Genomic DNA, 25,846 nt, shown 5'->3' with positions numbered 1-25,846 from the left:
CTACAATAAAAGCTAGCAGAGCTAGCTACCTATTTTATGCAATTTTCTGTAAGCCATGTTTTGTTCCGGTGGTACTAGGTTCTACCACCTTCGATAACCATCTGTCTACTGTCTAAACAGTCAGGATTTCTGTTCATTTCCATCCATCCCATGCCCCGACCAAAGTTTGGGTTGCTAGCTTGAGGGGTTTACCGCGTTCCATTTTTTACGTTTCCATAAAAACTTCGTCACTGTGGCACTTTCAGATCTACTCTGGCATATCAAAAGACTTAGCCATTTTAATCGCCGTAACGCCCAAGGGCGTCCCTAGGCTTATTGATTCGCCTAGCACAAACACTACTGGCATCTCAGCCAGTGCTAGCATGGACTTTCCTCATGGTAGAAAACTACCACGCGATTATCCAAAAATTGCACCTTAATTATCTTAGAAGTTGTATCTACAAAGCAAGCCACTTTAAATCAAGGAATATCCTTGACACAAATACAGAATATATTTGTGCACAAGAAAATAACTGCGAATAAAGTGTCAGTTTAGGTGTACAATTTTCTATTCTTGATCCTGAACGATTTGTTTTCCAAATACTTCTTTCTCCAGACGATTCAGACGGCGGAGAATATCAAAGTTTGTCGCTGAAGATGGACGTTCTGTACGCAATACGTCGTTTGATTCTTCAGTAGGAAGAGTTGTTTTGGGAGAATTTGCTGCCTGCGCTTTCAATCGAGCAATTTCACCTTTTAATTCCTTGATAATCGCTTCATAAGCATCGTAGTCTTTCATAATATCATCAAGAAAATCGTTCACTTCATCTTGATCATAGCCACGAAAACCAATTTTAAAATCTTGCTCGAAAATATCTTTTGTCGTAAATTTAATACTTGCCATCTCTCTCTCCCTAATCTAAAACGTCACTACTCCTATTATATTAAAAAAAATAGGGAAAAATCAAGTCAAATCACTCAGAATTTGAAAAATTTTCAGCCTCCTCATTCAATTCTTCAAAGGTAAGCGTTTTTCTATTATATCCTTCTTTCTTTAAGACCATGTGATATAAATATTTCAAATTGGTTTCATTTTCAGAATCGTAAAACAAATAACAACCTGTCGTATTATCCAGTAGAAACTGGTTATAGTCTCTAAATTGCCCTGGGTTTTCATAGCGTGGATAGGCATACTTTACAAAATCAACCTGCTTAAACCGTGCTAACTTTGCTTGGTTAGCCTCATTCCACTGTTCGCCATGATTTTCAAATGGAAATATTGTTGCAATACTCAGTTGATACCCCTCGGCTCGTAAATCTTCTAAGACTTCTAAGGCCCAGTATTCAAAGCCCAATTGACCTGTCAGTATAAACCAACTAACACCCTCTTCTAAAAAACGAATAAAATTCCTACGAATTGCAGATTTAATAATGTGCAGTCGAGGATCTTTTTCTGAAAAAATTCCTAGGTCTGTATGTCTATAACCTGTTACCAAAAGGCTCTTAGTATCCATTTCTTGTACTCTTTTCGCTAATTATGGTATAATATGCTGATATTATTTTATCAAGAAGGAGTTCTATGGTCAATTATCCTCATAAGGTGTCAAAAAAAATCAATAGAACCAGTCCTATTTCATCCCAGCGAGTAAACTTTGCTAATCGCGGAATGTCTTTTGAGGCCGCTATCAACGATAGCAATCAATATTACCTTGCGCACGATATTGCTGTCATTCACAAGAAGCCAACTCCCGTGCAAATTGTAAAAGTTGATTACCCCAAACGGAGCCGTGCTAAGATTGTCGAGGCATACTTTCGACAGGCATCTACCACAGACTACTCTGGTGTTTTTAAAAGACATTATATTGATTTTGAAGCGAAAGAGACACGCCAAAAAGCATCTATGCCCATGAAAAATTTTCATGCGCATCAGATCGAACACATGAAACAGGTTGTAAAACAAGGTGGCATTTGTTTTGTCCTTCTTCACTTTTCAACATTAAAAGAAACCTATCTCTTGCCAGCCACTCATTTGATCGAATTTTATCAAGTAGACATGGGTAGTAAGTCGATGCCTCTAACCTTTATTCGACAATACGGCTTTGAGATTCAAATGGGGCGTTTCCCCAGCATCCCATATCTGGAAATCGTTGAAAAAAATCTATTAGGTGGTGAATCTTTTGAAAACTACAACAATTAAAAAAGCTCTTCTAATCACTGCAAATATTTTACTTGCGGGGGCTATCATTGCCTGCCTGGCCGGAGCCGCATTGGTTGTTTACTACATCCAAAGCGCTCCAGAATTGACAGAAGAATCTTTGACAGCAACTGTGTCAAGTAAAATTTACGATAAGAACGGAAATCTTATTGCAGATTTAGGAGCAGAAAAACGTTCGAGTGCCAAGACTGAAGAAATTCCAACAGACTTGGTAAATGCGATTGTCGCAATCGAAGACCAACGCTTCTTCAATCATAGAGGGGTTGACGTGATTCGTATTGCAGGTTCCCTGATTAATAACTTGAGCGGGGGACGTTTGCAGGGTGGCTCGACACTTGACCAGCAGTTTATCAAGCTGACTTATTTCTCGACATCCGTAGAAGATCAAAATCTAAAACGGAAAATTCAAGAGGCTTGGCTAGCTACTCAATTGGAACGTCGCAATACCAAACAAGAAATTTTGACCTACTACATCAACAAGGTGTATATGTCAAATGGTAATTACGGTATGAAGACTGCTGCTCTTGCTTTTTATGGAAAAGAGTTAAAAGATTTGACTCTTCCTCAATTAGCTCTTTTAGCAGGAATGCCCCAAGCGCCAAACCAATATGATCCTTATACCAATCCAGAAGATGCAAAAGCACGTCGCGATTTGGTATTGGCTGAGATGCTGGAAGAAAAGTACATTGATAATACCCAGTATGAACAAGCTGTTCTAACACCTGTAACAGATGGTTTACAACCACTATCTAATGCAGCTGCTTATCCTGCTTATATGGACAACTATCTGAAACAAGTCGTTGAAGAAGTTGAAGCAAAAACAGATTACAACTTGCTGACAACAGGGATGGATGTCTATACGAATGTCGATCCTGCCGCCCAGCAGCAACTTTGGAATATCTACAATACAGATATGTATGTCAGCTATCCAGATGATTTATTACAGGTAGCTTCAACGGTTGTGGATGTTTCTAATGGTAAAGTCGTTGCGCAATTAGGTGGTCGTAAACAGGAAACAAATGTCTCATTTGGTACCAACCAAGCCGTTGAAACCAACCGCGACTTCGGTTCTACAATGAAGCCAATCACAGACTATGCTCCTGCTTTTGAAAACGGCATTTATACATCTACAGCAGATTTAATCTTAGACGGTCCTTATAACTATCCTGGTACACCAACTCCTGTCAATAACTGGGATAAACAATACTACGGTAATATCTCTGTTAAGACTGCTATTCAGTATTCTCGAAATGTTACAGCCGTTAAAGCATTGGAAGCTACAGGCTTAGAAAATGCCTTGAAATTTTTGAATAGCGTTGGTATCAATTATCCAGATATTCATTACTCTAATGCTATTTCAAGTAATACATCCGATACTAGCAGTAAGTATGGAGCAAGTAGTGAAAAAATGGCTGCTGCCTACGCTGCTTTTGCCAATGGTGGTACTTACTACGCTCCACAGTATGTCAATAAAATTGTCTTTAGTGATGGAACAGTAACAGAATATGCTCCTAAAGGGACCAAAGTCATGTCTGCCGAAACAGCCTACATGATGACCGATATGATGAAGGCTGTTATGTCTTACGGTTATGGATTAAACGCTTCTGTTAGTGGAGTTCCTATGGCCGGTAAAACAGGTACATCAAACTATACCGATAGCGAAACGGATACTATTCTAGCTTCAATTCCAGAAACAAATTATAGCTACATGGTCGTTCCTGATGAAAACTTCGTTGGATATTCTAGTCAGTACGCAATGGCTGTTTGGACCGGATATACCAATCGTATGACTCCTATCCTTGATAACAGCATGCGAATTGCAACAGATGTCTACCACAATATGATGCTCTTTATGCATTCGGACTATACTGCTACCGATTGGGAGATGCCAAGCGGACTCGTACGTTACGGTTCCAACTACTATCTCAGAGGTAGTCGCTCACTCTCCAATGCTTATAATACTTACACTAGCTCTAGTACAAGTTCTTCTAGTTCGACTGAAACTAGTGAAACAACCGAAGCGACGACAACATCAAGCGAAACAGCATCTGGAACTGCAACCGAGACTGCAACTTCTTCAGCTGAAACTGCAACAACAGGAAACAATCCCGCAACGGGACAGACAGATGGTCAATAAGAAAATTCCCAGACTCTTCTGGGTTTTTCTTTTGCTTAAATTATGATAAGATAAGATTATGAAACCTGAAGTATTTTATAAAACCTTGGCAGACCAAGGTATTCAATTAACTGACCAACAAAAACATCAATTTCATCGCTATTTCCAATTATTGGTGGAATGGAATGAAAAAATCAATCTGACAGCTATTACCGAGGAAAGCGAAGTCTATCTGAAGCATTTCTGCGATTCTATCGCTCCAATCCTGCAAGGCCATATTCAGAACGAACCTCTTCGGCTTTTAGATATTGGAGCTGGAGCTGGATTTCCTAGCCTACCTATGAAGATTATCTTTCCGCAACTAGATGTTACCATCATTGATTCTCTTAATAAACGAATTAACTTTTTACATTTGCTTGCCGAAGAACTAGAGCTCGAAGGTGTTCATTTCTATCATGGTCGTGCAGAAGACTTTGCACAAGATAAGAACTTTCGTGCACAATTTGACCTTGTCACAGCACGCGCAGTTGCCCGCATGCAGATTCTTTCTGAATTGACTATCCCTTATTTGAAGCTCAACGGAAAATTAATCGCACTCAAGGCGTCCAGCGCAGAAGATGAATTGACCCAGGCAAAAAACGCACTCAATCTCCTCTTTGCAAAAGTCATCGAAAACCACGACTATACTCTTCCAAATGGCGACCCTCGAACATTGACCATCGTCGAAAAGAAAAAGGAAACTCCAAATAAGTTTCCACGCAAAGCTGGTATGCCAAATAAAAGACCCCTTTAAACATAAGAAAAGCGAGTTTCACTAAGAAACCCGCTCTTTTATTATCCAATTTTTGTAATATTGGTTGCTTGAAGACCACGTTGGCCTTGCTCCACTTCAAATGTCACTTTTTGACCATCTTCCAAAGATTTGAAACCATTAGACTGAATTTCAGAAAAGTGTGCAAATACATCTGGACCGTTTTCTTGAGCAATAAAACCAAATCCCTTTTCTGCATTAAACCATTTAACTGTACCTTGTACCATTTGTGTTACCTCTTTTTATTTATTTGTAAAATTTATCAAGAGGAAAAACAAAAGATGAAACTGATACTTAAACTCTAAACTTATTTACACTCCCTACTGTAACAGTATATTTCCTATATGTCAACGATAAAGGGTTGATCGGCCCAATAAACTCAATAATCATCGCCACGGATTATAGAATCGACCCTGATTAACAAAAAATAGATAGATTGTCACGACTACTAGAGCAAGAATAAATAGCAAGACAGCGTAATCTATTCTCTGTAGAGGCTGTTGGGTATACCATGTTCTTTTTTTATTCTTTCCAAAACGCCGCAATTCCATAGCCGTTGAAATCGTATCAATCCTCTCCAAGGAGCTGAAAATCAGAGGAATGACAAGGGATAGATTCCCTTTTATACGATCCATCAATTTTCCTCTCCTAGACAATTCCAAACCACGCGCTTCTTGAGACATTCGAATCGTATAAAACTCTTCTTGAATATCTGGAATATAGCGCATGGTCAAACTGACTGCGTAAGCAACTTTGTAGGATACCCCAATTTGATTCAAGCTGGAAGCAAACTGGCTAGGATGAGTTGTCATGAGAAAGATAATCGCTAAAGGAACTGTACAAAAATACTTCAAGAGAAGATTTACCAGATAAAATGCTTGCTGACTCGTCAAGGAATAAACTCCCAGACCTGATAGCAAGGGAGTATCTGCTCCGTAAAGTTCCACTCCATACCGTGGTGCAAACAAGTGAACCATCAGGGCATTCATTGCAGCAAAAATGATCGTCAGTATTAAAACAAGAGAGATTTCTTTATAACGAATCCCTGACATTTTGAACAAGGCTAGAGAAAATACTGCGATAAAAAGAATCAAGCGGGTATCATAAGTAATCATAGCAAGAATGGAAACTATGAGAAAAAAGAGTAATTTACTGACAGCCGATAAACTATGAATAAAGCCAGTTCCTGGATGGTAACCAATTAGTTTTTGTTGACTCATCTTCCTCTCCTTTCTTCCTGCATATAAAACGTCGTTAATTCTAAGGGATTAACTCCCAACCTCTCCGCCAAGTGAAAAATTGATGTTTCTTTTAAATTGGCTCGCTCAATCACCGTATCATCAGATAAAATTTCTGCTGGACTGGCATCTTCAATAATCTGCCCATCCACCACAACAACAGCTCTATCTGAATAATCTAGCATGAGTTGCATGTCATGGGTAATCATGACAATGGTGTGCCCTTGAGCATTTAATTGGTCCAAAAACTCCATCATTTCCCGATAATGTCGTTGATCTTGTCCTGCTGTTGGCTCATCTAGCAAAATAATTTCTGGATTGAGAACCAAGATAGATGCTATCGTTACCCGTTTTTTCTGCCCATACGAAAGTGCCGAAATCGGCCAATTACGAAACGGATACAGGCCACATACTTTCAAAATATGGTGAACTCGGTGTTTGATTTCTTCTTCTGTCACCCCTCGCATGCGCAAACCAAGAGCAACCTCATCAAAGATCATCGTTTGGCTAATCATTTGGTTGGGATTCTGAAGAACATAACCAATCCGTTCTGCTCGCTCTTTAACAGAATCTTCTTTGATTGACTGCCCCTTCCAGAGAATCTCACCCTCACCCTGAATAAAACCACAAAGCACCTTGGCTAAAGTAGATTTCCCAGCACCATTTTTTCCAACAATAGCTAGACGTTCCCCCTTATGAATCGTCAGTTGAATGTCTGTAAGAACTTGTTTGTTAGGATAGGAAAAATGAAGATGCTTGACTTCTAACAAAGCCTCTTTCTCTCCATTTTCAAAGTGTAGAGTCGGTAGGGATGCTATATTCAAAGCCTCAATATCAATTTCCCAAACTGAGGAGAGGTGTTCTGACTGCGCAATCGGATACCCTAAGGCGCGAAGAGTCGATAGATATAAGGGTTCACGGATGCCGTTTTCCTGTAACAATGAGGTACGCAATAAATCATCAGGTCCTCCATTGAACAAAATCCGACCATCATTAATCAATACAACTCGGTCCACCTGACGATACAGTACGTCCTCTAAACGGTGTTCGATAATAATGGTTGTGGTCCCTTCTTGCTTGTGCAGACGGTCAATCAAATCAATCGTATCTTGGCCCGATTTGGGATCTAAATTAGCAAGTGGCTCATCAAACAACAAAATAGGACTCTCATCAATAAGAACTCCGCCCAAACTGACACGTTGCTTTTGACCTCCAGATAAATCTTGTGGTCGATGTGCCAGCAAATCGGTCAAAGACAGTCTTTCTGCCCAATCCCCTACTTTTTGCTTCATCACCCCCTGGCTTTCCATGTCGTTTTCCAAGGCGAAAGCTAGGTCCTCGGCAACTGATAAGCCTATGAATTGACCATCTGTGTCTTGAAGAACCGTTGATACGAGCAAGGACTTATCATAAACCGAAAGATTAAAAGCTTCCTGACCATCCAATAGTAAACTTCCACTATGTTCTCCCTTGTAAATATTGGGAATAATACCATTAAGACATTGTCCAATCGTCGACTTTCCTGAACCAGATGGGCCAATAATCAGAACTTTCTCTCCCTGATAAATCGTTAACTGAATGTCTTTTAAAGTGGGTTCCTGTTGCGCTTGGTATCTAAATGTAAAATCTTTAAACTCAATGATTTTTTTCATAGGACTATTATAGCGTAAATTGACTCTGAAAAAAAGGAAGAATCATCAGTTTCTCCCTTTTCAAATTCCTTCATCCATGATTCTAGAGCAGATGAATTCTACCTTCTTACCTCACAATCACATTAAAATGATGCCCATCAAGGTCCGTAAAACTTGCTCCATAAAAGCCGTGGCATCTGTCGAGCGATCTGCAATTGGTCCACCATTTGCTTCAACACGCTCGATAAGTCTATCCACTTCTTCCCTACTCGCCACATTAAGCGAAATCAAGACTTCATCTCCTTCTCTTTTCTAATTGATAGGCTTCGTATAGAATGGACTGAAAAAATATAAAGAATTCTGATTGCACAAAAAAATTGCACTGATTTTTCAATGCAATTTTGGTATTACTAAGCATTTGCTGGAGTCAGAGTTTCCCCAATCGCTTCCAAGCGTTCTGCCCATTCTTGACGAGTCAAGCCGTTTTCAGAAATGTAACGGTTGCGCTCATGAACACGGCATTCAGCTGAACAGCCACGAACATACTTGTGCTCATTCTCTTCTGATGTCAAAATACGACGGTTACAGAATGGATTGCCACAGTTGACATAGCGCTCACATGGTGTGCCATCGAACCAGTCCTTACCAACGACAACTGGGTTAACATGGTTAACATCGACCGCGATACGCTCGTCAAAGACGTACATCTTACCATCCCACAATTCGCCACGAACTTCTGGGTCTTTACCATAGGTTGCGATACCACCGTGGAGCTGGCCGACATCCTTGTAGCCTTCACGAACCATCCAGCCTGAGAATTTCTCACAGCGAACACCACCAGTACAGTAAACAACTACGCGCTTGTCCATGAATTTCTCTTTGTTATCACGGACCCATTGTGGCAATTCACGGAAGTTGCGGATGTCTGGACGGATAGCACCACGGAAATGCCCAAGGTCGTACTCGTAGTCATTACGTGTATCCAAAACAACTGTATCTTCGTCCAAGAGAGCTTCTTTGAACTCTTTTGGTGACAAGTAGGCACCTGTTGTTACAAGTGGGTCAATATCGTTGTCAAAGTCATTGTCTTCCAAACCAAGGTGAACAATTTCTTTTTTATAACGAACAAACATTTTCTTGAAAGCTTGCTCATTTTCTTCATCAATCTTAAACCACAAATCGCTGAACAATGGGTTTGCATGAACGTAGTCCATGTACTTTTGAGTTGTTTCATAGTCACCAGAAACAGTACCGTTGATTCCCTCATCAGCAATCAAAATACGTCCTTTGAGTCCGATAGACTTACAGAAAGCTAGATGCTCAGCGGCATAGTCTTCCGCATTTTCAATTGGGACATATTTATAATAAAGTAATACACGAATATCTTTTGACATGATTTCTCCTTCTCAATCTTTGCAATAGATGATAAAACTCTGTCATTTCTAATAAATGATACCTTACGATTATATCGTTTAGCCCCTCAAAAGACAAAAATCTGAACTGAAAATTTAGAACCTCTATTCGCAGCTTCAGTGCTTATATGTAAAAAATACGGTAACATGGATGACATGCTACCGCATTTATTGAAGGTTCGCTATAACTTCTTAGTCGTCTAATTCTGTTTTCAGCTGTCGGAGTTTTTCCAAGGTATCATGTCCGATAAGTTGGTCCACTTTTCGCTTATGGCGTCTAGCAATATTTTCCTTCCATTTATCTTCAATAGGATTATGTGGCTTCTCGATTTTCCTTTGCTCTTTGATTGCTCTTGCCTCCTGCCACTCCACTCCTTTAATAACTTCTTCCCAATAGCTGGCAATGGCAGAGCAGAGATAGAGTTGGACCTTCTTCAACCAGTGTCCAAAAAAAGTTTGCGGAGCACTTTCCTCCACTAGCCGATAGGTCCTTTGGATTTCAATAAGTTGACTTTGATATTTTTCCCACTGGAGCATAGCTTTACTCGGCTTTTTTCGATAAAGTTGACGCTGTTTGATTAGAGCTATATACGGTGCAACAAAACGACTCGTCCGTATCTTGATAAAATTTCTGGAGGGGCGAATGGCCACCAGCATGCCTGAGGCCAATAGGCGTTCAACCTCCCTTGCCTGATGATCTGGAAAACGGTAATGGACTTGCCACCCCTCTTCTTCAACCACTAAGCGAATCTGCATCCTACCATTTTGCCAACTCGCCTCCACCTCTTGCTTTTCATCCCATAACTTTTGAAAAAAGAGAAGAAGGTAGTAGCCTTGTTTACTAAGTTCATACCAACTGTTCGTGTGGTAAAGGTAGGTCCGAATCGCTCCCTTCATATAAAATTCGCCATGGAAATCATAAAAAGTTGGCTGTTTATATGTAGATTGTGATGAGTGGTTACTAACTCGGAAAACCTTATAATAATAACTATTCCAAAGAATGCATCCATAAATTGATTTCGTCGTTTTCGATTGATAAAGACTTAAAACTTCCTCGTCAGGATTGAGTATAGAATGAATAATCGGTCCCAACTTTTCTTCTGTCCAGACCATACTTCTCCCCTTGAACACATGTTTTCGTTTGTTTTATATTATTATATCATATATGTATTTTTTTGTATTGAAAAACCCTAGAATTTTTTCTAGGGAAAATAAAAACTTAATCTTTAGACAAGCTACCTGTCTTCGTTTGAGATTTTGCGTAAACAGCCAAAAGGAGTGTCCCTGCAATAGCAACTGTAATACTGTTTGTAATACCTGCTACAAGTCCCTGTGCAAAGACCTTATTCGCCGCCTCACTGTAGATAAGAATATCTAAAACTGGGGCAATGACTCCCCAAGCAAGCACATTCGCCGCAATCTGAACAAGGTTAAAGAAAAGAATATCTTTCCCTTCAAAAATCCCTTCTTGAATACGCAGACGTTTTTTGGTAAGACCAACAACCAAACCAAAGACCCCTGATGCCAAAATCCATGACCACCATGGACCGTAAGTCAACGAATCCTTAAGCGTGTGACCAATGAAACCGACCAAGAAGCCAACCACAGGACCAAATACAACTGCCAATAGCGATTGAACAGCGTATTGAAGCTGGATAGAAGTATTTGGGACAAAGGTTGGGATATTGATTAAATGACCAATAACCACAAAGAGGGCTGCGCCGATACCAGTAGCAACGACTGTTTTGATTGAATTATTTTTCATAACTATCTCCTAAAATTTCTTTAATTACTAATACGTTTGATTTCAATATGCCAGTTTTGACCTACACCGACATTGTAAGCCTTGGCAAATGAGCCCTGATTAATCGCAACACCTACACGATAGAGGGAATTGATATAAATCAATGGATGTCCGATACGTACATCCGCAAAGGACTTGCCATAGGTTACTTGGTTTTGATACACAAGCATGTCGTTATTGTATATGGTCACTTCAAAGCGATCTTCAAACTGCGGTTGCAAGGTGTAAAATTCTTCCCTCGTAATCGAGGTCCAAAGCGAGCCGAATCGAACATCTAGAATATCAATTGCACCTTTTACATAATCTGAACCAACTTCCGTTGGGACTGTTGGAATTTCCACAATCTTATCCACGCTTAATTCTGGACCAACTTCTTCAAAGCTAATGTGTCCAGAAGCCAATTTAGCTCCCGTATAGGCATAAACATCTCGACCATGGAAGGTGTACGAATGTTCTGTATTGGCACGGCGATTGGCCACCTCTGAAATTTCTCGAACCGCCTTTATCCCCACATATTTTTTGATGAAGGATAGCGTCCCATTATCTGGCGTTACAATATAGTGATTTTGTTCGGTCAAAGCCACTACACTCTTACGTTTTGAACCAACTCCTGGGTCAACAACCGAAACAAATGTTGTCCCCTCCGGCCAGTATTCGACCGTTTGAAAGAGGCGATATGAACCCTCAAAGATATTGTACGGAGTAATATCATGAGTTAGATGGTGAACAACTAAATCTCTCGATTCTTGGAGAGCAACACCAATCATCGCTGAAACTGCACCATCAACTAAACCAAAATCTGATTGTAAAACAAGTAAATTATTTGACATACATTCTCCTAATCTTATTACCGTTCTATGATAACAGAAAACCCGTGACCATTCAAATAGATATTTCCAAAGCCTGGCTATAGTTTTTCCTTATACCTCATCTGTCAAGCACTCTACTATCAGCCACCGAAAACTCCGCAAATTTTCCCATCGTACCTTCTTCGAACTTAAGATAAAATCCTCCACTCTCTAGTTCCAACCAACTATCGTCTTTGAGCAATTGAATACAAAGAAAACTGCCTAGCAGCAGTTCCAATCTCCAACCTTTTAGGACATCCTACGTGCAATGAGAATCGTCTGCCGACGATTTCTATTTCCAACCTTCTAATAAAAATGACTGTCCCCCGGACAGTCATTTTTATTAGAAGCCATCTACATTCGTGTAGATTTTTTGGACGTCTTCGTCGTCTTCGAGGGCGTCGTAGAGTTTTTCAAATGTTGCGAGGTCATCGCCTTCAAGTGATACTTCTGATTGCGGGATCATTTCAAGTTCAGTGACGTTGAACTCTTGGATTCCTGATTCTTTAAGTGCCACGATTGCCTTGTGCAAATCAGTTGGGGCTGTGTAGACAGTGATTGTACCGTCTTCTGCTTCTACATCATCGACTTCGACATCTGCTTCAAGGAGCAATTCGAAGATGTCATCCGCATCATCACCTGCAAATACAACCACACCTTTTTTATCAAACATGAATGATACTGAACCAGATGCACCCATGTTTCCACCGTTTTTACCAAAGGCAGAGCGAACATTGGCTGCGGTACGGTTTACGTTTGATGTCAAGGTATCAACGATAATCATAGAACCATTTGGTCCAAAGCCTTCGTAACGACCTTCCACGAAGGTTTCGTCCGTGTTTCCTTTTGCCTTGTCAATGGCTTTATCAATGATGTGTTTTGGAACCTGCGCTTGCTTAGCACGGTCGATAACGAATTTCAGCGCTGAGTTTGTTTCTGGATCTGGGTCACCCTTTTTCGCTGCTACATAGATTTCAACACCAAATTTGGCGTAAACTTTTGAGTTAGCACCGTCTTTTGCGGTTTTCTTGGCTACAATATTGGCCCATTTACGTCCCATGGGGAACCTCCTACATTTTATAAAATCGCTTTATTATACCATAAATGGAAAGGATTGAGAAGATTTTTAAAGGCAAAAGACAAGCTCTGATGAACTTGTCTTTTACTTTTTACAACTCAACTGTCGCAACTTGGCTATCTTGACTGACCTGTCCAAGATTTTCAAGGCTGACAGATTTGATTTCTGCTGTGTTTGTGAAGGCAACGACGATGGTTGTTTCACGTCCTGCTGAGCGAATAGCTTCAAGGTCTGCAACAAGGAGCAAGTCACCTGCTTCAACGCGTTGGCCATCTGTTACCTTAGCTGAGAATGGAGCACCGTTTAGCGCAACCGTATCTAGGCCGACGTGCACCAAGACTTCTACACCCTTGTCAGACAAAATACCGACAGCGTGTTTGGTTGGGAAGACACTAGTTACAATACCTGAAACTGGTGCGTAGACATTGCCGGAGCTAGGTTCAACTGCATAACCGTCGCCCATCATTTTTTGTGAGAAGACTGGGTCTTTTACTTCTGTGATGACAATGGCTTGCCCTTCAGTAACAGAGTAAACTGTCTCCGTCACACCTTTGAACTGAGTCTCAGGAGCAACTTCTTCTGTCGCAACAATTTCCGTACGAGGAATAGCAACGCCTGATTCTAGCAAGTCTTGAATGTCTGATTTGAGAACATCTGCTTTTGGGCCATAGACTGCTTGAACACCTGAGTCTTTGATAATCAAGCCCATAGCACCAGCCTGTTTCCAAGCATTTTCATCTCCAACCTGTGCCACATCTTTAACACTAACGCGAAGGCGAGTCATACAAGCATCCACATCTGCGATATTATCACGACCACCAAGCAAGTTGATGATTTGAACTACTTGTGAATTGGCATCCGCAGTATCTACGTTTGAGTTTGAAACCACATCCGTTGTTTCTGTATCATAGTTGCCATTGCGTCCAGCTGTTGCTAGGTTGAATTTCTTAATCATAAAGTTGGCAATGAAGGACATACCAACCGCAAAGAGGGCTGTTACCCAGATAAAGTTAATAACATCCATGCCGATACCAGCTTTAATCGCCATCGGTGTACGTGTAAGGAATTCGATATTACCAAATGAGTGCATACGCAAGTTGACAACGTCAGCCATGGCAAAAGCCGCACCTTGTACAAAAGCATAAACGACATAGAGTGGCATTGCTGCAAACATGAACATAAACTCAATTGGTTCTGTTACACCTGTCAAGAAGACGGCAAGTGCTGAAGAAATAAACATACCTTTGTACTTATGTTTTTTATCTTCATCCACATTGCGGTACATAGCGTAAGTCAATCCCATCAAAATCCCTGATGAACCAATCATTTGACCAACTTTGAAACGGGCTGGAGTAATGTTTGCAAGAAGGTCATTGTACTGAGCCATATCACCAGTGTCTTTGAGGTTGATCAAGTCTGTAATCCAAGCCAACCAGAGTGGATCTTGTCCAAATACTTGTGTACCTGCTTGTGCACCTGTCAAGATCTCATAGGTACCACCAAGTGAAGTATAGTTCATTGGAATGGTCAACATGTGGTGCAAACCAAATGGAAGAAGCAAACGTTCCAAGGTACCATAAACAAAAGGTGCAAGAATTGGTGCTGTATCCTGTGAGCTTGCAATCCATTTACCAAAGCTGTTGATTCCTGTTTGAACAACCGGCCAAAAGATAGCTAATCCTAGCGCTACAAGAACTGAGCGATAGATAACCACAAATGGTACGAAGCGTTTACCGTTAAAGAAGGTCAAAACATCAGGTAATTTGCGGTAATTGTAGTATTTGTTATAGGTTGTTGCCCCTACAAAACCAGCGATGATACCAACGAAGACACCCATGTTCAAAGCAGGTTGACCCAAGATATTGACGAAGTAGCCTGAAACTGGAATCTCTGTTCCAAAAACAGTGGTTACGGTTGCCGCTGCATCTGCAAGCATGTCAGTCGTCACACCAAAGAAGTGACCTGTAATCAAGTTAATCAAGATAAAAGCAAGACCTGCCGAGAAAGCACCGCCAGCTTTTTCCTTAGCCCAGCTACCACCGATAGCCAAGGCAAAGAGCAAGTGAAGGTTTCCAATAATCCCCCAACCGATTTGGGCGATAATATTCCCAATACGAATCAAGAGTTCTGATTCTGGGCTGATTAACGGAATAGAGTTTCCGATAGAAACCATAAGACCTGCTGCAGGCATAACTGCAATCACGACCATTAAACACTTACCGAATTTTTGCCAAAATTCGAAACTAAGAAATTTTTTCATTTTTTCTCCTTTATTTTTTGGCTCTGTGCCATTTTATACATTAATTTCAACTTCCACACCAAAATGGTCTGAAATAATCGGACGATTCTCTCCATTGAAAATCACTAAGCTGGATAAAACTTCCTTTTTCTGATTTAAGAAAATGTAATCCAATCGTTTTTCCTGACTGTGACCAGCCCAGCCATCGATAGCCTTTTCAACCGTAATCCCCTGGTCTTTTTCCATCGCTAGATTGTATGAATCATAAAGTCCAAGCTCTGTAATCGCTTCATATGCCTCTCGATCTGAGAAGGCATCGGTATTAAAATCTCCCATGAGAATCTTAAAACGTCTATTGCCAGTCCGTTCCACAATCGTACGAATGTTATCAAGCTGGTCTTCCTCTTCACTCCCCGGAAGATTGATGTGACAAGAATACAGGTCAATCAACTGGTCTTGATAGAAGACCGTCAAGCCCATAATTTTTCGTGATAGGATGGAATCAACAGATTTATTCTGACTACAATAAAATGGATCCACTTCATAAACTGGCAACTTGGTAAGAAAGGCAATCCCTTCTTCGTACTTATCGTAGCCGATATGTGAGTTGCTCCAATAATATGAATAGTCAAATTGTCCCAAGGCTCTTAATTTTTCTAATAAAATCAAGCCATAATTATCCGCCTTCAAGTCTTTCGTTACCAAATCAGCAGTTATGAGCTGATTGACTTCTTGAAGAGCGATGACATCATAAGCCTTGTCAGCTATTGTTTGGGCTAAAACATCTAGTTTTTCATCCTGCCTTTCTTCTAACCAGGCATGGACATTAATTGTTAGTAATTTCATTGCTCCCCCTCTCTCTGAAAATGCGTAACCGTTTTCTTTTTATAGATATAGTATAACGTAAACGTTTGCATTAGTCAATAACTTTTCCGTAATATTTTAAACTTTTACGTAAAAGTTGTGTGTTCTACTAAATAAAATAGATGTATTGCCCCTTTCTGGCTCTTTTATGATACACTAATGGGTAGAAAGACAGGAAACTATGAGTAAGTATAAAAAAGTTTATCAAGATATTAAGAAAAAAATCGAAGAGCAGGTTTGGTCAACTGGACAGGCCCTACCGACAGAAAATGAATTAATGGAAGTGTATTCCTACTCCAAGGACACCATTCGCAAAGCACTATCTCTTCTTGAAATGGATGGTTATATTCAAAAGAAACAGGGGAAATCTTCTATTATTATCGAACATGGTCTAATGAAGGACCAGTATCTTTCTGAAATTAAAACAGCGGGCGAATTGAACAAAAGATCACAGCACCAAATTCAGACCCAGCTTACTTCGCTTTATATTATTCAAGGTCAAGAAGATTTAATGTCAACTTTCGAAGTTGATGATAAGGTAGATTTCTATCGAGTGAGTCGGGTACGGACAATTGATGGTGAGCGGTTGGAATATGACATTTCCTATTTCGACCGTAGGGTCGTCCCTTATCTCAGCAAAGAAATTGCCGAAAGCTCTATTTACCGCTACTTAGAAGAAGAACTCCATTTAACAATTTCTCATTCCAGACGTGAAATCTCCTTCCGTTTTGCAAACGAAGAAGAAAAACAATTGATGGACTTAGGAGACTATGACATGGTCGTCGTGGTCACTAGTATCACCTATCTTTCAAATGGTCAAGCTTTCCAGTATGGAACCATTAGCTACCGTCCAGACAAAGTTAGCTTTGTTTCTATGGCGAAACGGTAAAAGGAAACTTTCGATTTTTTCGACCAAGTATACAAAACTTCTAGAATTTTATAGTTATAAAAAGAATGTCTCCGCTTTTTTGCAGAGACATTCTTTGCATTTATATACTAAGGAGAGCACCAATAATGGTAAAAACTGATAGTTTTTTATTCTTCAACATATAGGAAGAATTGATCTGATAAGTTTTGGAGTGGTTCAATCAACTTTCCTACTAATTGTTGGAATTCAATTAGTTACTGTGCCAGATGTCTTGGTTGTACTGTTCAATAGTACGGTCTGAAGAGAAGAATCCAGCTTTAGCAATGTTATGAACAACTTTCTTGTTCCATGAATCTTGATCTTCGTAATCTGCAAAGACTTGTTCTTTTACTTCGATGTATTCAGCTAAGTCAATCAAGGTCATGAACCAGTCTTTAGAGATCAATTCATGGTGCAGACGGCCAAGGCGTTCTTCGTTACCAAGTGCTTTTACCTCATCGCTAACGATAAAGTCAACCGCACGTTTGATGTTGGCATCACCATTGTAGTAGTCCGCAGATACGTAACCAGCCTTGTCGTACAAGTCGATAATGGTATCTGAATCTTTACCAAATGTATAGATGTTGTCCATGCCAGCCAACTCTGCAATCTCAACGTTGGCACCGTCCATAGTACCAAGTGTCAAAGCACCGTTGAGCATGAATTTCATGTTACCAGTACCTGACGCTTCTTTAGAAGCCAATGAGATTTGCTCAGAAATATCTGTTGCAGGGATGAGTTTTTCAGCAACGGTTACATTGTAGTTTTCTACCAAGTGAACATTGAGGTATTTATTTACTTCTGGGTCATTGTTGATCAACTCAGACAAGCAAAGAATCAAGTGAATGATATCTTGTGCAATGATGTAGGCGGGTGCCGCTTTACCACCGAAGATAACAGTGATTTTACGTTTCGGAAGGTTTCCATTCTTGATTTCAAGGTATTTATGGATAACATACAAGGCATTCATTTGTTGGCGTTTGTACTCGTGGAAACGTTTGATTTGTGTATCAATAATAGAATTTTCATCCAGCTCGATACCTTTGTTGTCTTTAAGGTAACGTTTGAGAGCCAACTTATTGTTGAACTTGATTTCAGCCAACTTAGCATGAACTTCCTTGTCATCAGCAAAGGCAAGCAATTTTTCAAGTTTAGTAGCATCTGTCAAGTATTCATCGCCAATCAATTCTTTGATGTAGTCAGCGAGGTCTTGGTTGGCAAATTCCAACCAACGGCGGAAAGTGATACCGTTTGTTTTATTGTTGAATTTTTCTGGGTAAAGCTCGTAGAAAGCTTTCAATTCAGAGTTTTTGAGGATTTCTGTGTGAAGCGCAGCTACACCGTTCACTGAGTTAGAGAAGTGGATATCCATGTGAGCCATGTGTACACGACCTGATTCATCAATGATTTGGACTGCTGGGTCTTTAATTTCTGCACGAATAAGGGCATCCAATTCTTTGATAATATCAACCAAGTGCGGCACCACTTCTTCAAGGAATTCAAGTGGCCATTTTTCAAGCGCTTCCGCCAAGATAGTGTGGTTTGTGTAACCAGTCATATTCTTAACAATGGCAACTGCTTCCGCAAATTCAATACCATGTTTTTCAGTTAAAAGACGGATCAACTCAGGAATCACCATTGATGGGTGAGTATCGTTGATTTGCACATAAGCGTAGTCAGCCAAGTCATGCAAGTTTGAACCGCGCTCAATTGCTTCATCAATCAAAAGTTGAGCAGCATTTGATACCATGAAGTATTGTTGGTAGATACGGAGCAATTCACCATTCTTATCAGAATCATCTGGGTACAAGAAGAGTGTCAAGTTTTCTTTAATATCAGTCTTGTCAAATGAAATACCGTCTGTAATCAAGTCATAGTTTACTGACTCAATGTCAAACAAATTGAGGTAGTTCTTAGTCTCTTTTTTATAGCCAAGAATATCAAGACGATCCAATTTTGATTTCAAAGTGAAGTTTTTGAATGGAACATCATAGCTGATAGTTGTTGGAATCAACCAAGAATCATTTTCAATCCATAAGTTTGGCTCTGCTTCTTGCTCATTTTTCTTAAATACTTGGCGGAAAAGACCACAGTGGTAGTTCAGACCAACACCTTCACCGTTGATAGCAAGTGTTGACATAGAATCAACGAAACATGAAGCCAGACGTCCCAAACCACCGTTACCAAGTGATGGTTCTGGTTCAACGTCTTCAACTTGAGCCAATGATTTACCAGCTGCTGCCAATTCTGCTTGAACGTCTTTGTAAACACCCAAGTTGATCAAGTTGTTTGACAAGAGTTTACCGATAAGGAACTCAGCTGAGATATAGTAAACTTTACGTTTTCCTGTGTTTTTTGGTTTTGTAGCTGCAGCTTCTTTTACGTAGTTTAACAATTGAAGATAGATTTCTTCATTTGTCAAATCAGCTAATTTTTTCGAAGTGTTTGTTTCTGCAAATGTTGTAAATTTAGTCATGGTTTTCATTTCCTCGTTGGTATAGTAATGTCATTTTTGTCAAGAAGTCTTTGCGTTCTTGGGTCAAGTCTTCAGCTTTCATGCGCCATTCCCAGTTTCCACCGATAGTTGACGGCATATTCATTCGACTTTCTTCACCCAAATCTAGGACGTCTTGCATGGTTGCAATAGCTGTATCACTCACTGTTGCAAACAGCATACGGAGCATAGCTTGGCTAACTTTTTCAATCGGCTTACGGTTGCTGTAGGCGTCCACGTATTCTTGTTGTTCTGGATCAAGATTGTTGTACCAGCCGTTGACAACCTCATTATCGTGAGTTCCAGTGTAGGCAACTGAATTTGGAATGCAACGGTGTGGAGCATCAATGCTCTTACCTGTTACATCAAAGAAACCAAATTCTAAGATTTTCATGCCTGGATAGCCACAATCTGCAAGCAATTTGCGAGCTTTAGCGTCAATGTTTCCAAGGTCTTCTGCAATGATTGGAAGGTCTCCAAGTGTTTCTTTGACAGCCTTGAAGAGATTGTAGCCAGGACCTGGTTCCCAAGTTCCAACTTTTGCCACCTCTGCCTTACCATCAACTTGCCAAAAGTCTGAGAAACCTTTGAAATGGTCAATCCGAAGGACATCATAAAGTTTGAAACTTTCATGGATACGATAAATCCACCAGTTATAGCCTGTTTTTTCATGTTCTGGCCAATCGTAAATAGGATTTCCCCATAATTGACCATCTGCCGAGAAGTTATCAGCTGGTACACCTGCTACATAAAGCGGCTTGCGTTCACTGTCTAATTTGAATAGTTGGGGTTTTGTCCACACTTCAACGCTATCAGCAGAAACATAGATTGGCATGTCTCCGATGATTTTGATGTGGTGTTTGTTGGCATATTCTTTCAATTGTTTCCATTGGCTGAAGAAGAAATACTGGGTGACTTTGTAGTAGTCGATTTGATTTGCCAATTCTAAGCGGTATTTATCAAGTGCTTCCTCGTTGCGAGCTACAACTTTTTTATCATCCCATTCTTGGAGAGCTTTATTACCAAAGTATTCCTTGATAGCCATGAACTCCGCATAATCTGTCAACCAAGATGAGTTAGCCTTTTCAAACTCTAGAAAAGCAGCTTTCTTCTTATCATCTTGTAAAAATGCTTGAACTGCCTTCTCCAAAATTGGTCGGCGAACTTGATAGATAAGAGCATAGTCTACTTTTTCAGGATTATCTCCAAAATTTACATCTTGGAAATCTTCTGTTGCCAATAAGCCATCTTCAACCAAGAGGTCAAAGTCTATCAAGTGTGTATTTCCTGCAATAGCAGAGAAAGACTGGTAAGGAGAATCTCCATAGCTTGTAGTTGTTAGTGGTAAAATCTGCCAGTAGGTTTGCTTGGTTTCCACCAAGAAATCTACAAAATCATAGGCAGACTGTCCAAAAGTACCAATACCAAACTTACCTGGAAGTGAGGTAATATGCATCAAAATTCCACTGGTACGATTTGTCATAAAAACGTTTTCCTTTCTGTCGGTTACGAATATAGTTTAACGCAAACGTTTGCACTTGTCAAGGATTTTATGAAAAAAGTTTTAATGTGCTCTAGAAACCCTATTTTATAGCATTTGTTAGCGAATAACAAAAAAGAAAAAATCAGATATTTCTATCTGATTTTTCGAATTCTTCACTATTTTTAAGCAAAGCTTTGCTCTTTTATTTGGATGCTTCCATCAACCACATCCGCTTCCAGATATTTGACATCAACATGATCCAAATAGTAATCTGTTACCTTGTCTCGAATCTGATTTTCAATGACACGGCGCAGAGGACGAGCTCCCATGGCCTGGTCATAACCTTCTTCCATCAAGAACTCTTTGGCAGCCTCGGTCACTTCTAACTGAATACCTTTTTTAGCCAGGGTCTTATTGACCTGGGCCAACATCAAATCTACGATAGCCTTGAGGTCTTCTTTGCCCAAGTGTTTGAATTCGATAACTGCGTTGAAACGGTTGAGGAACTCCGGACGGAAGAATGGTGCGATGCGGTCCATGATGTCTTGATTTTCTTCACCTTCTGCCATTCCATAACCAAAACCAGCATTTGAAGTCGCGATGACAAGGGTATTTTTAAAGTTAACTTGGTTGCCCTGTCCATCAGTCAAATGCCCATCATCTAGCACTTGCAAAAGGAGGGTAATCACTTGTGAATCTGCTTTTTCAATCTCATCCAAGAGGACAATGGAGTAAGGATTGCGGCGGACACGCTCGGTAAGAGTATGGGAATTGTCATCATATCCAACATAACCAGCTGTGGTACCGATTAATTTGGAAACGGCTGTCCGATCGCTGTATTCAGACATATCCAAACGAATAATGGCATCCTTGTTACCAAACAAGTCAAGCGCTAACTGTTTTGCCAACTCTGTCTTACCCACACCTGTCGGACCGACAAAGAGGAAGGAGCCAATCGGGCGGTTTCCGTCATCAAAACCTGCACGATTCCGACGAATGGCACGAGATACAGCTTCCACCGCATCGTCTTGACCGATAACGTTAGCTGCCAGACGATTTTTCAATTCCTTGAGTCGTTCAATATCAGAAGCTCCCATTTGAGAAACTGGAATCCCTGTCATTCGCTCAACTGCCTGAGCTACATCATTAACAGTCGCTACCACTTTCTGTTGCTCCGTATGATTATCAATCTGTTTTTGGAGCTTATCAATACGGACCTTTTCATTCAAGGCTTTTTCATAATCCTCTTTCTCAGCCGCTTCCAACTGCAACTGTTTTGCCTCAGCCATTTCTGCTTCTAAGGTCTGAATATCTGTCACAGGATGTTGTGCAGCCAAGTGAGCAGCGGTCACATCGACCAGGTCAATGGCCTTATCAGGCAAGCTACGTTGTGGAATATATTGCACGGAATAATCAACCGCAGCTCTCAAGACCTCATCTGGCAATTCAATATTGTGGTGGGCTTCATAAAGCGACTTGATACCTTTCAAAATCTGGTAGGTATCTTCTGCGGACGGAGCATTGACCTTGACTTCGTTGAAACGACGAGCCAGAGCAGCATTCTTGTGAATAGTATTGCGGTATTCGTCCTGTGTAGTCGCACCAATAACGGTCAACTCCCCACGGGAAAGAGCTGGTTTGAGAATATCTGCTAAGCCCTTGGAACCTGAGTCTCCACCAGTGCTGCCAGCTCCCAAAATCTGATGAATTTCATCAAAGAAGAGAATGATATTTCCAGCTTTTTTGACTTCATCCACAAGATTCTGCACATTTTCCTCAAAAGCTCCACGGTACTGAGTCCCAGCTTCCAAGCCTGAAATATCGATGGAGATAATTTCCTTATTCTTAATGGCTGCTGGCACATCTCCGTTGACAATGGCTTGAGCCAAACCTTCTACTACCGCAGTTTTACCAACACCCGCATCACCGACCAGAACAGGATTATTCTTAGTCCGACGTGCCAAAATTTCAGATGTTTCTTGGATTTCCTTGTTACGTCCGATGACTGGATCCAGCTTGCCGTCGCGGGCATCTTGGGTCAGGTTGCGACCCAGTTTTGCCAGAATTCCGTCTGACTTTATCTGACCTTTGGTCTGTGCTTGAGCCACTTCCTCTGTCTGTGGCAGGCGACCTGTCTGACGGTAAATGGCAAATTCCTCCGGTGTCACTTCACGCCCATTGATAGAATAACGGCGACGTTCTGTACTGTAGCCTCCCATATTGCCCATGAGTTGATTGAAAATATCGTCCATATTGTTAAAATTATTGAAATTGTTGTTCATAGTTTTTACCTCTTTTATAATTCACTTGTTTTTGACTTTTACTGACCTTTGTTTTAAAAAAATAGCTAATAGGGTATAATCCTGTCTTTCATATAACCTCCTTAGAAGTTTGTCTTTTACTGACCAATAGGCCCAAGAGTAAGTCAAACCCTTCTCGTTTGACCTAAACTGACCTTTTGTTCAAAGAATTCGTAAGGTCCTTTACCTTACGAATCTTATTCTACACCATTAGTCAGTAAAAGTCAATAGTTTTGTTTGACCTTTTTTGACTTTTTATAGTCGAATGAATTAGCTTTCAGACAAGGAAATGAGGCGCAGGCTATACTAAAGTATGGCATGGCGAAAGTGACGATGTATCAAAGTTAATTCAAATGACTAAAAAAAATCTACCTGACGGTAGATTTGATAGCAACTAGATGATAATCCCCTCCAAATGATCCAGTTCATGCTGAACAATCTGAGCTTGGAAGTCTGTCAGCTTTAGGCTCTGCCTTTTCCATGAAGCATCAAAAAACTCCACTTCAATCTCCTGATAGCGTGTCGTCGGGCGGGTACCTTCCAGCGACAGACAACCCTCCTCAGTCTTATAAGGCTTGGCCTTGCTGATGAGGACGGGATTGTACATGACCAGGTTGGTAAAACCCACGTTGACGATGATAATCCGCTTTTTGACGCCAATCATGTTGGCCGCCATGCCCACACAAGCGTGAGCATTGGCTGCTAAAGTGTCCTGCAAATCCTGACCGACCTGCACATCTAGCTGAGTCGCCGGCTCAGACTTCTGCTGCAGGAAGAAAATGTCTTTCATAATGGGTTGAATCATGGGGTGGCTCCTTCGTTTGTTTGGGAAACAAAATAAGCTTCCCAGTCTGTTGCAAATTTTCCTCTTCTAGCCATTTCCTTTAGATAGGAATCTGGATCTTTTTTCACATAGCTTCCTAGTGTTTCATTTTCTATTATCAAGTTAGGTGGAAAATCACCTATTCTCAACTCGTTATCCTCTAAAAATTCTTTCCAGTCAAAATCTCTTATAAAATAATTAGATTGTATTTGATTATTCTCTACATCATAGTGTATTTCCACTATCTCATCTGTATATTTCGATAAATACTTTCTCCTGTCCCCATATAAAAAACCGGTTTGTTTTCCTATTGTAAATCCCTTAGGACCATCCCACCATAGACTACGAAACTCTCCTATCCCACTCATCCATAATGTTTTAGATAATTCGATTAGTAGCTGATTTCTAGGAGCAACAATAAGTAAAATTCCATAGTGAAAATTAAAACTATACTCAGCTAAGCTGCTATCAAATACATCTTCAAATATTCCTCTTTTAGCATTCAATAAATTAACAATAGAGGTGCTGCGACTTTCTCCCTTAGAAAAAATTTCCAGATCCCTAGCTAATTCACGTAAGTTGTATCCCTTTATTTTAAAGACCACAAACTTATACAGAGCTTGTATAATATCTGATAAATCCGAAGATAATTGTTTTTCTTCTATAATTTTTTCGACTAATGCATTCAAATTAGGTAATTCTTGTATATTAGGTTTAAACTTCTCTTCAACAATCTTTTGATAAGTATTCCCCATATCTTCCTTATTCATCAAGACAAGTACTTTTTGATTGCGGTGGTTAGCAAGGTGGTCTATAAAACCAAGAAGATCGTTATAATCCTCAGGACTATCCGTGTATTCTTCCTGGCTATCTCCTTTCTTTTCACTATAAGTAACACGTTCCAAATCATCGAAAATAACAAGAGAATATTTTTTCATCAAGTCTAGACCCAGAATTTTATAAGACCATTTTACAAGACTGCTGATAACTGGAATGTGGTCTAAACTCCCAAAGGTTGAATGTTGCTCAATCTCATCAATCAGTACCTTCTCCGCCTGTTCCCTGGTCCGAATACCAAAACAGGAGATATAGTAAATCTCACGCGGTTTGTAGAGTTGATTTTCAAAGAACGTCCGAATAAAGTGGGTCTTCCCACTCCCCCACGCACCATTCAGCCAAAAGATATTCCTTCCCCGCTCTTCCTTTCGATTCAAAAAAGAAACCAGATCCTCTTGAAAATGAAAGTCATATTCAGGATATGCATCTTCATCTAACAAAGAATAGCGGATAAAGTTATACCGTCGCAAAATGGAAAAAATACTCTTCATAAGGAAAAGTAGAAAGGTGAAGACTAATAAAAAAGCCAGTCTATTCGCATAAAACCACTGTATACAGGAAAAATTCATTAAATAGCTACTAACAGGTCTGAGAATTTCTTTCACCAACTCTTCTCGCAAAAGAAAATAGGCAATCCACCCCAAAGCCAAAACTTGCTTATATCTTCGGACAAACCATCTCTCTCCGCTCCAATCAATTCGCCGTACAGGCTTTGTGGCGAGTTCTTTTAACTTCTTATATATTTTTTCCTTCATAACTTCCTCCTC

General features: G+C 40.2%; 22 protein-coding genes and 1 other RNA gene. 4 read left to right on the top strand and 19 right to left on the bottom strand.

Features of this window, described 5'->3' with window-relative positions:
- Positions 1 to 44: 44 nt before the first annotated feature.
- From rnpB to K5Q29_RS05415, 3 genes are all read right to left on the bottom strand, one after another.
- Positions 45 to 409, bottom strand: an RNA gene (gene rnpB / locus K5Q29_RS05425) — RNase P RNA component class B.
- A gap of 138 nt (positions 410 to 547) precedes the next feature.
- The gene (gene gpsB / locus K5Q29_RS05420; protein ID WP_004194167.1) at positions 548 to 883 is read right to left on the bottom strand and encodes a cell division regulator GpsB; all 336 of its coding nucleotides are present in this window, start codon (positions 881 to 883) and stop codon (positions 548 to 550) included.
- Between the two features lie 70 nt (positions 884 to 953).
- The gene (locus tag K5Q29_RS05415; RefSeq protein ID WP_024406404.1) at positions 954 to 1,493 is read right to left on the bottom strand and encodes a DUF1273 domain-containing protein; all 540 of its coding nucleotides are present in this window, start codon (positions 1,491 to 1,493) and stop codon (positions 954 to 956) included.
- 65 nt (positions 1,494 to 1,558) lie between these two features.
- Here K5Q29_RS05415 and recU point away from each other — a divergent pair, with 65 nt between their 5' ends.
- The 3 genes from recU to rsmG are packed head-to-tail and all read left to right on the top strand — an operon-like array spanning position 1,559 to position 5,103.
- Positions 1,559 to 2,176, top strand: coding sequence for a Holliday junction resolvase RecU (recU, locus tag K5Q29_RS05410; RefSeq protein ID WP_004194173.1), 618 nt, complete (start codon positions 1,559 to 1,561; stop codon positions 2,174 to 2,176).
- Complete coding sequence (pbp1a, locus tag K5Q29_RS05405) at positions 2,157 to 4,331, top strand: penicillin-binding protein PBP1A (RefSeq protein ID WP_172699631.1); 2,175 nt, start codon at positions 2,157 to 2,159, stop codon at positions 4,329 to 4,331. The genes recU and pbp1a overlap by 20 nt, the downstream gene beginning before the upstream one ends.
- Positions 4,332 to 4,389: 58 nt before the next feature.
- A complete protein-coding gene (rsmG, locus tag K5Q29_RS05400) occupies positions 4,390 to 5,103 on the top strand; it encodes a 16S rRNA (guanine(527)-N(7))-methyltransferase RsmG (protein WP_105139129.1) in 714 nt (237 codons plus the stop codon).
- 41 nt (positions 5,104 to 5,144) lie between these two features.
- Here the strand turns inward: rsmG and K5Q29_RS05395 are convergent, their stop codons facing one another.
- From K5Q29_RS05395 to K5Q29_RS05345, 11 genes are all read right to left on the bottom strand, one after another.
- Positions 5,145 to 5,348 (bottom strand): cold-shock protein, encoded by a 204-nt coding sequence (locus tag K5Q29_RS05395; protein WP_004195223.1) that lies wholly within the window; start codon positions 5,346 to 5,348, stop codon positions 5,145 to 5,147.
- A gap of 159 nt (positions 5,349 to 5,507) precedes the next feature.
- Positions 5,508 to 6,341: an energy-coupling factor transporter transmembrane protein EcfT gene (locus K5Q29_RS05390; RefSeq protein WP_105139128.1), complete on the bottom strand. Its 834-nt coding sequence runs from the start codon at positions 6,339 to 6,341 to the stop codon at positions 5,508 to 5,510.
- Positions 6,338 to 8,011 carry an ABC transporter ATP-binding protein gene (locus K5Q29_RS05385; RefSeq protein ID WP_105139127.1) on the bottom strand — a complete coding sequence of 558 codons (1,674 nt, stop codon included), beginning with the start codon at positions 8,009 to 8,011 and terminating at the stop codon, positions 6,338 to 6,340. The genes K5Q29_RS05390 and K5Q29_RS05385 overlap by 4 nt, the downstream gene beginning before the upstream one ends.
- Before the next feature lie 117 nt (positions 8,012 to 8,128).
- Positions 8,129 to 8,281: a hypothetical protein gene (locus K5Q29_RS05380; protein ID WP_228380465.1), complete on the bottom strand. Its 153-nt coding sequence runs from the start codon at positions 8,279 to 8,281 to the stop codon at positions 8,129 to 8,131.
- A gap of 119 nt (positions 8,282 to 8,400) precedes the next feature.
- A complete protein-coding gene (locus tag K5Q29_RS05375; RefSeq protein ID WP_105139126.1) occupies positions 8,401 to 9,384 on the bottom strand; it encodes a rhodanese-related sulfurtransferase in 984 nt (327 codons plus the stop codon).
- A 210-nt stretch (positions 9,385 to 9,594) separates the two neighbouring features.
- Positions 9,595 to 10,515 carry a hypothetical protein gene (locus tag K5Q29_RS05370; protein WP_105139125.1) on the bottom strand — a complete coding sequence of 307 codons (921 nt, stop codon included), beginning with the start codon at positions 10,513 to 10,515 and terminating at the stop codon, positions 9,595 to 9,597.
- Positions 10,516 to 10,621: 106 nt separating this feature from the next.
- Positions 10,622 to 11,167 carry an ECF-type riboflavin transporter substrate-binding protein gene (locus tag K5Q29_RS05365; protein WP_105139124.1) on the bottom strand — a complete coding sequence of 182 codons (546 nt, stop codon included), beginning with the start codon at positions 11,165 to 11,167 and terminating at the stop codon, positions 10,622 to 10,624.
- A gap of 20 nt (positions 11,168 to 11,187) precedes the next feature.
- Positions 11,188 to 12,036 (bottom strand): S-adenosyl-l-methionine hydroxide adenosyltransferase family protein, encoded by an 849-nt coding sequence (locus tag K5Q29_RS05360; RefSeq protein WP_105139123.1) that lies wholly within the window; start codon positions 12,034 to 12,036, stop codon positions 11,188 to 11,190.
- A gap of 361 nt (positions 12,037 to 12,397) precedes the next feature.
- A complete protein-coding gene (locus K5Q29_RS05355) occupies positions 12,398 to 13,114 on the bottom strand; it encodes a YebC/PmpR family DNA-binding transcriptional regulator (protein ID WP_105139122.1) in 717 nt (238 codons plus the stop codon).
- 109 nt (positions 13,115 to 13,223) lie between these two features.
- Positions 13,224 to 15,392: a PTS transporter subunit IIBC gene (locus K5Q29_RS05350; RefSeq protein WP_221877042.1), complete on the bottom strand. Its 2,169-nt coding sequence runs from the start codon at positions 15,390 to 15,392 to the stop codon at positions 13,224 to 13,226.
- A gap of 33 nt (positions 15,393 to 15,425) precedes the next feature.
- Positions 15,426 to 16,217, bottom strand: coding sequence for an endonuclease/exonuclease/phosphatase family protein (locus K5Q29_RS05345; protein WP_105139120.1), 792 nt, complete (start codon positions 16,215 to 16,217; stop codon positions 15,426 to 15,428).
- A 199-nt stretch (positions 16,218 to 16,416) separates the two neighbouring features.
- On the opposite strand from K5Q29_RS05345, the gene K5Q29_RS05340 reads away from it, so the two are divergent.
- The gene (locus K5Q29_RS05340; RefSeq protein ID WP_105139119.1) at positions 16,417 to 17,124 is read left to right on the top strand and encodes a UTRA domain-containing protein; all 708 of its coding nucleotides are present in this window, start codon (positions 16,417 to 16,419) and stop codon (positions 17,122 to 17,124) included.
- A gap of 229 nt (positions 17,125 to 17,353) precedes the next feature.
- On the opposite strand, the gene glgP is transcribed toward K5Q29_RS05340, so the two are convergent.
- The 5 genes from glgP to K5Q29_RS10695 form a co-directional block, all read right to left on the bottom strand.
- Positions 17,354 to 19,618 carry a glycogen/starch/alpha-glucan family phosphorylase gene (glgP, locus tag K5Q29_RS05335; RefSeq protein ID WP_105139118.1) on the bottom strand — a complete coding sequence of 755 codons (2,265 nt, stop codon included), beginning with the start codon at positions 19,616 to 19,618 and terminating at the stop codon, positions 17,354 to 17,356.
- Positions 19,611 to 21,119 carry a 4-alpha-glucanotransferase gene (gene malQ, locus K5Q29_RS05330; protein ID WP_024384099.1) on the bottom strand — a complete coding sequence of 503 codons (1,509 nt, stop codon included), beginning with the start codon at positions 21,117 to 21,119 and terminating at the stop codon, positions 19,611 to 19,613. The genes glgP and malQ overlap by 8 nt, the downstream gene beginning before the upstream one ends.
- A 182-nt stretch (positions 21,120 to 21,301) precedes the next feature.
- Positions 21,302 to 23,401: an AAA family ATPase gene (locus tag K5Q29_RS05325; protein ID WP_105139117.1), complete on the bottom strand. Its 2,100-nt coding sequence runs from the start codon at positions 23,399 to 23,401 to the stop codon at positions 21,302 to 21,304.
- Between the two features lie 412 nt (positions 23,402 to 23,813).
- Positions 23,814 to 24,224 carry a peptide deformylase gene (locus K5Q29_RS05320; protein WP_105139116.1) on the bottom strand — a complete coding sequence of 137 codons (411 nt, stop codon included), beginning with the start codon at positions 24,222 to 24,224 and terminating at the stop codon, positions 23,814 to 23,816.
- Positions 24,221 to 25,834 carry a P-loop NTPase fold protein gene (locus K5Q29_RS10695; protein ID WP_239514778.1) on the bottom strand — a complete coding sequence of 538 codons (1,614 nt, stop codon included), beginning with the start codon at positions 25,832 to 25,834 and terminating at the stop codon, positions 24,221 to 24,223. Before K5Q29_RS10695 ends, K5Q29_RS05320 begins: the two co-directional genes overlap by 4 nt.
- Positions 25,835 to 25,846 lie beyond the last annotated feature (12 nt).

It is taken from the genome of Streptococcus sp. 2018037, assembly GCF_019754195.1.
GTDB classification, from domain to species: Bacteria; Bacillota; Bacilli; order Lactobacillales; family Streptococcaceae; genus Streptococcus; species Streptococcus hashimotonensis.
This window is presented reverse-complemented; position numbering and strand designations above follow the sequence as displayed.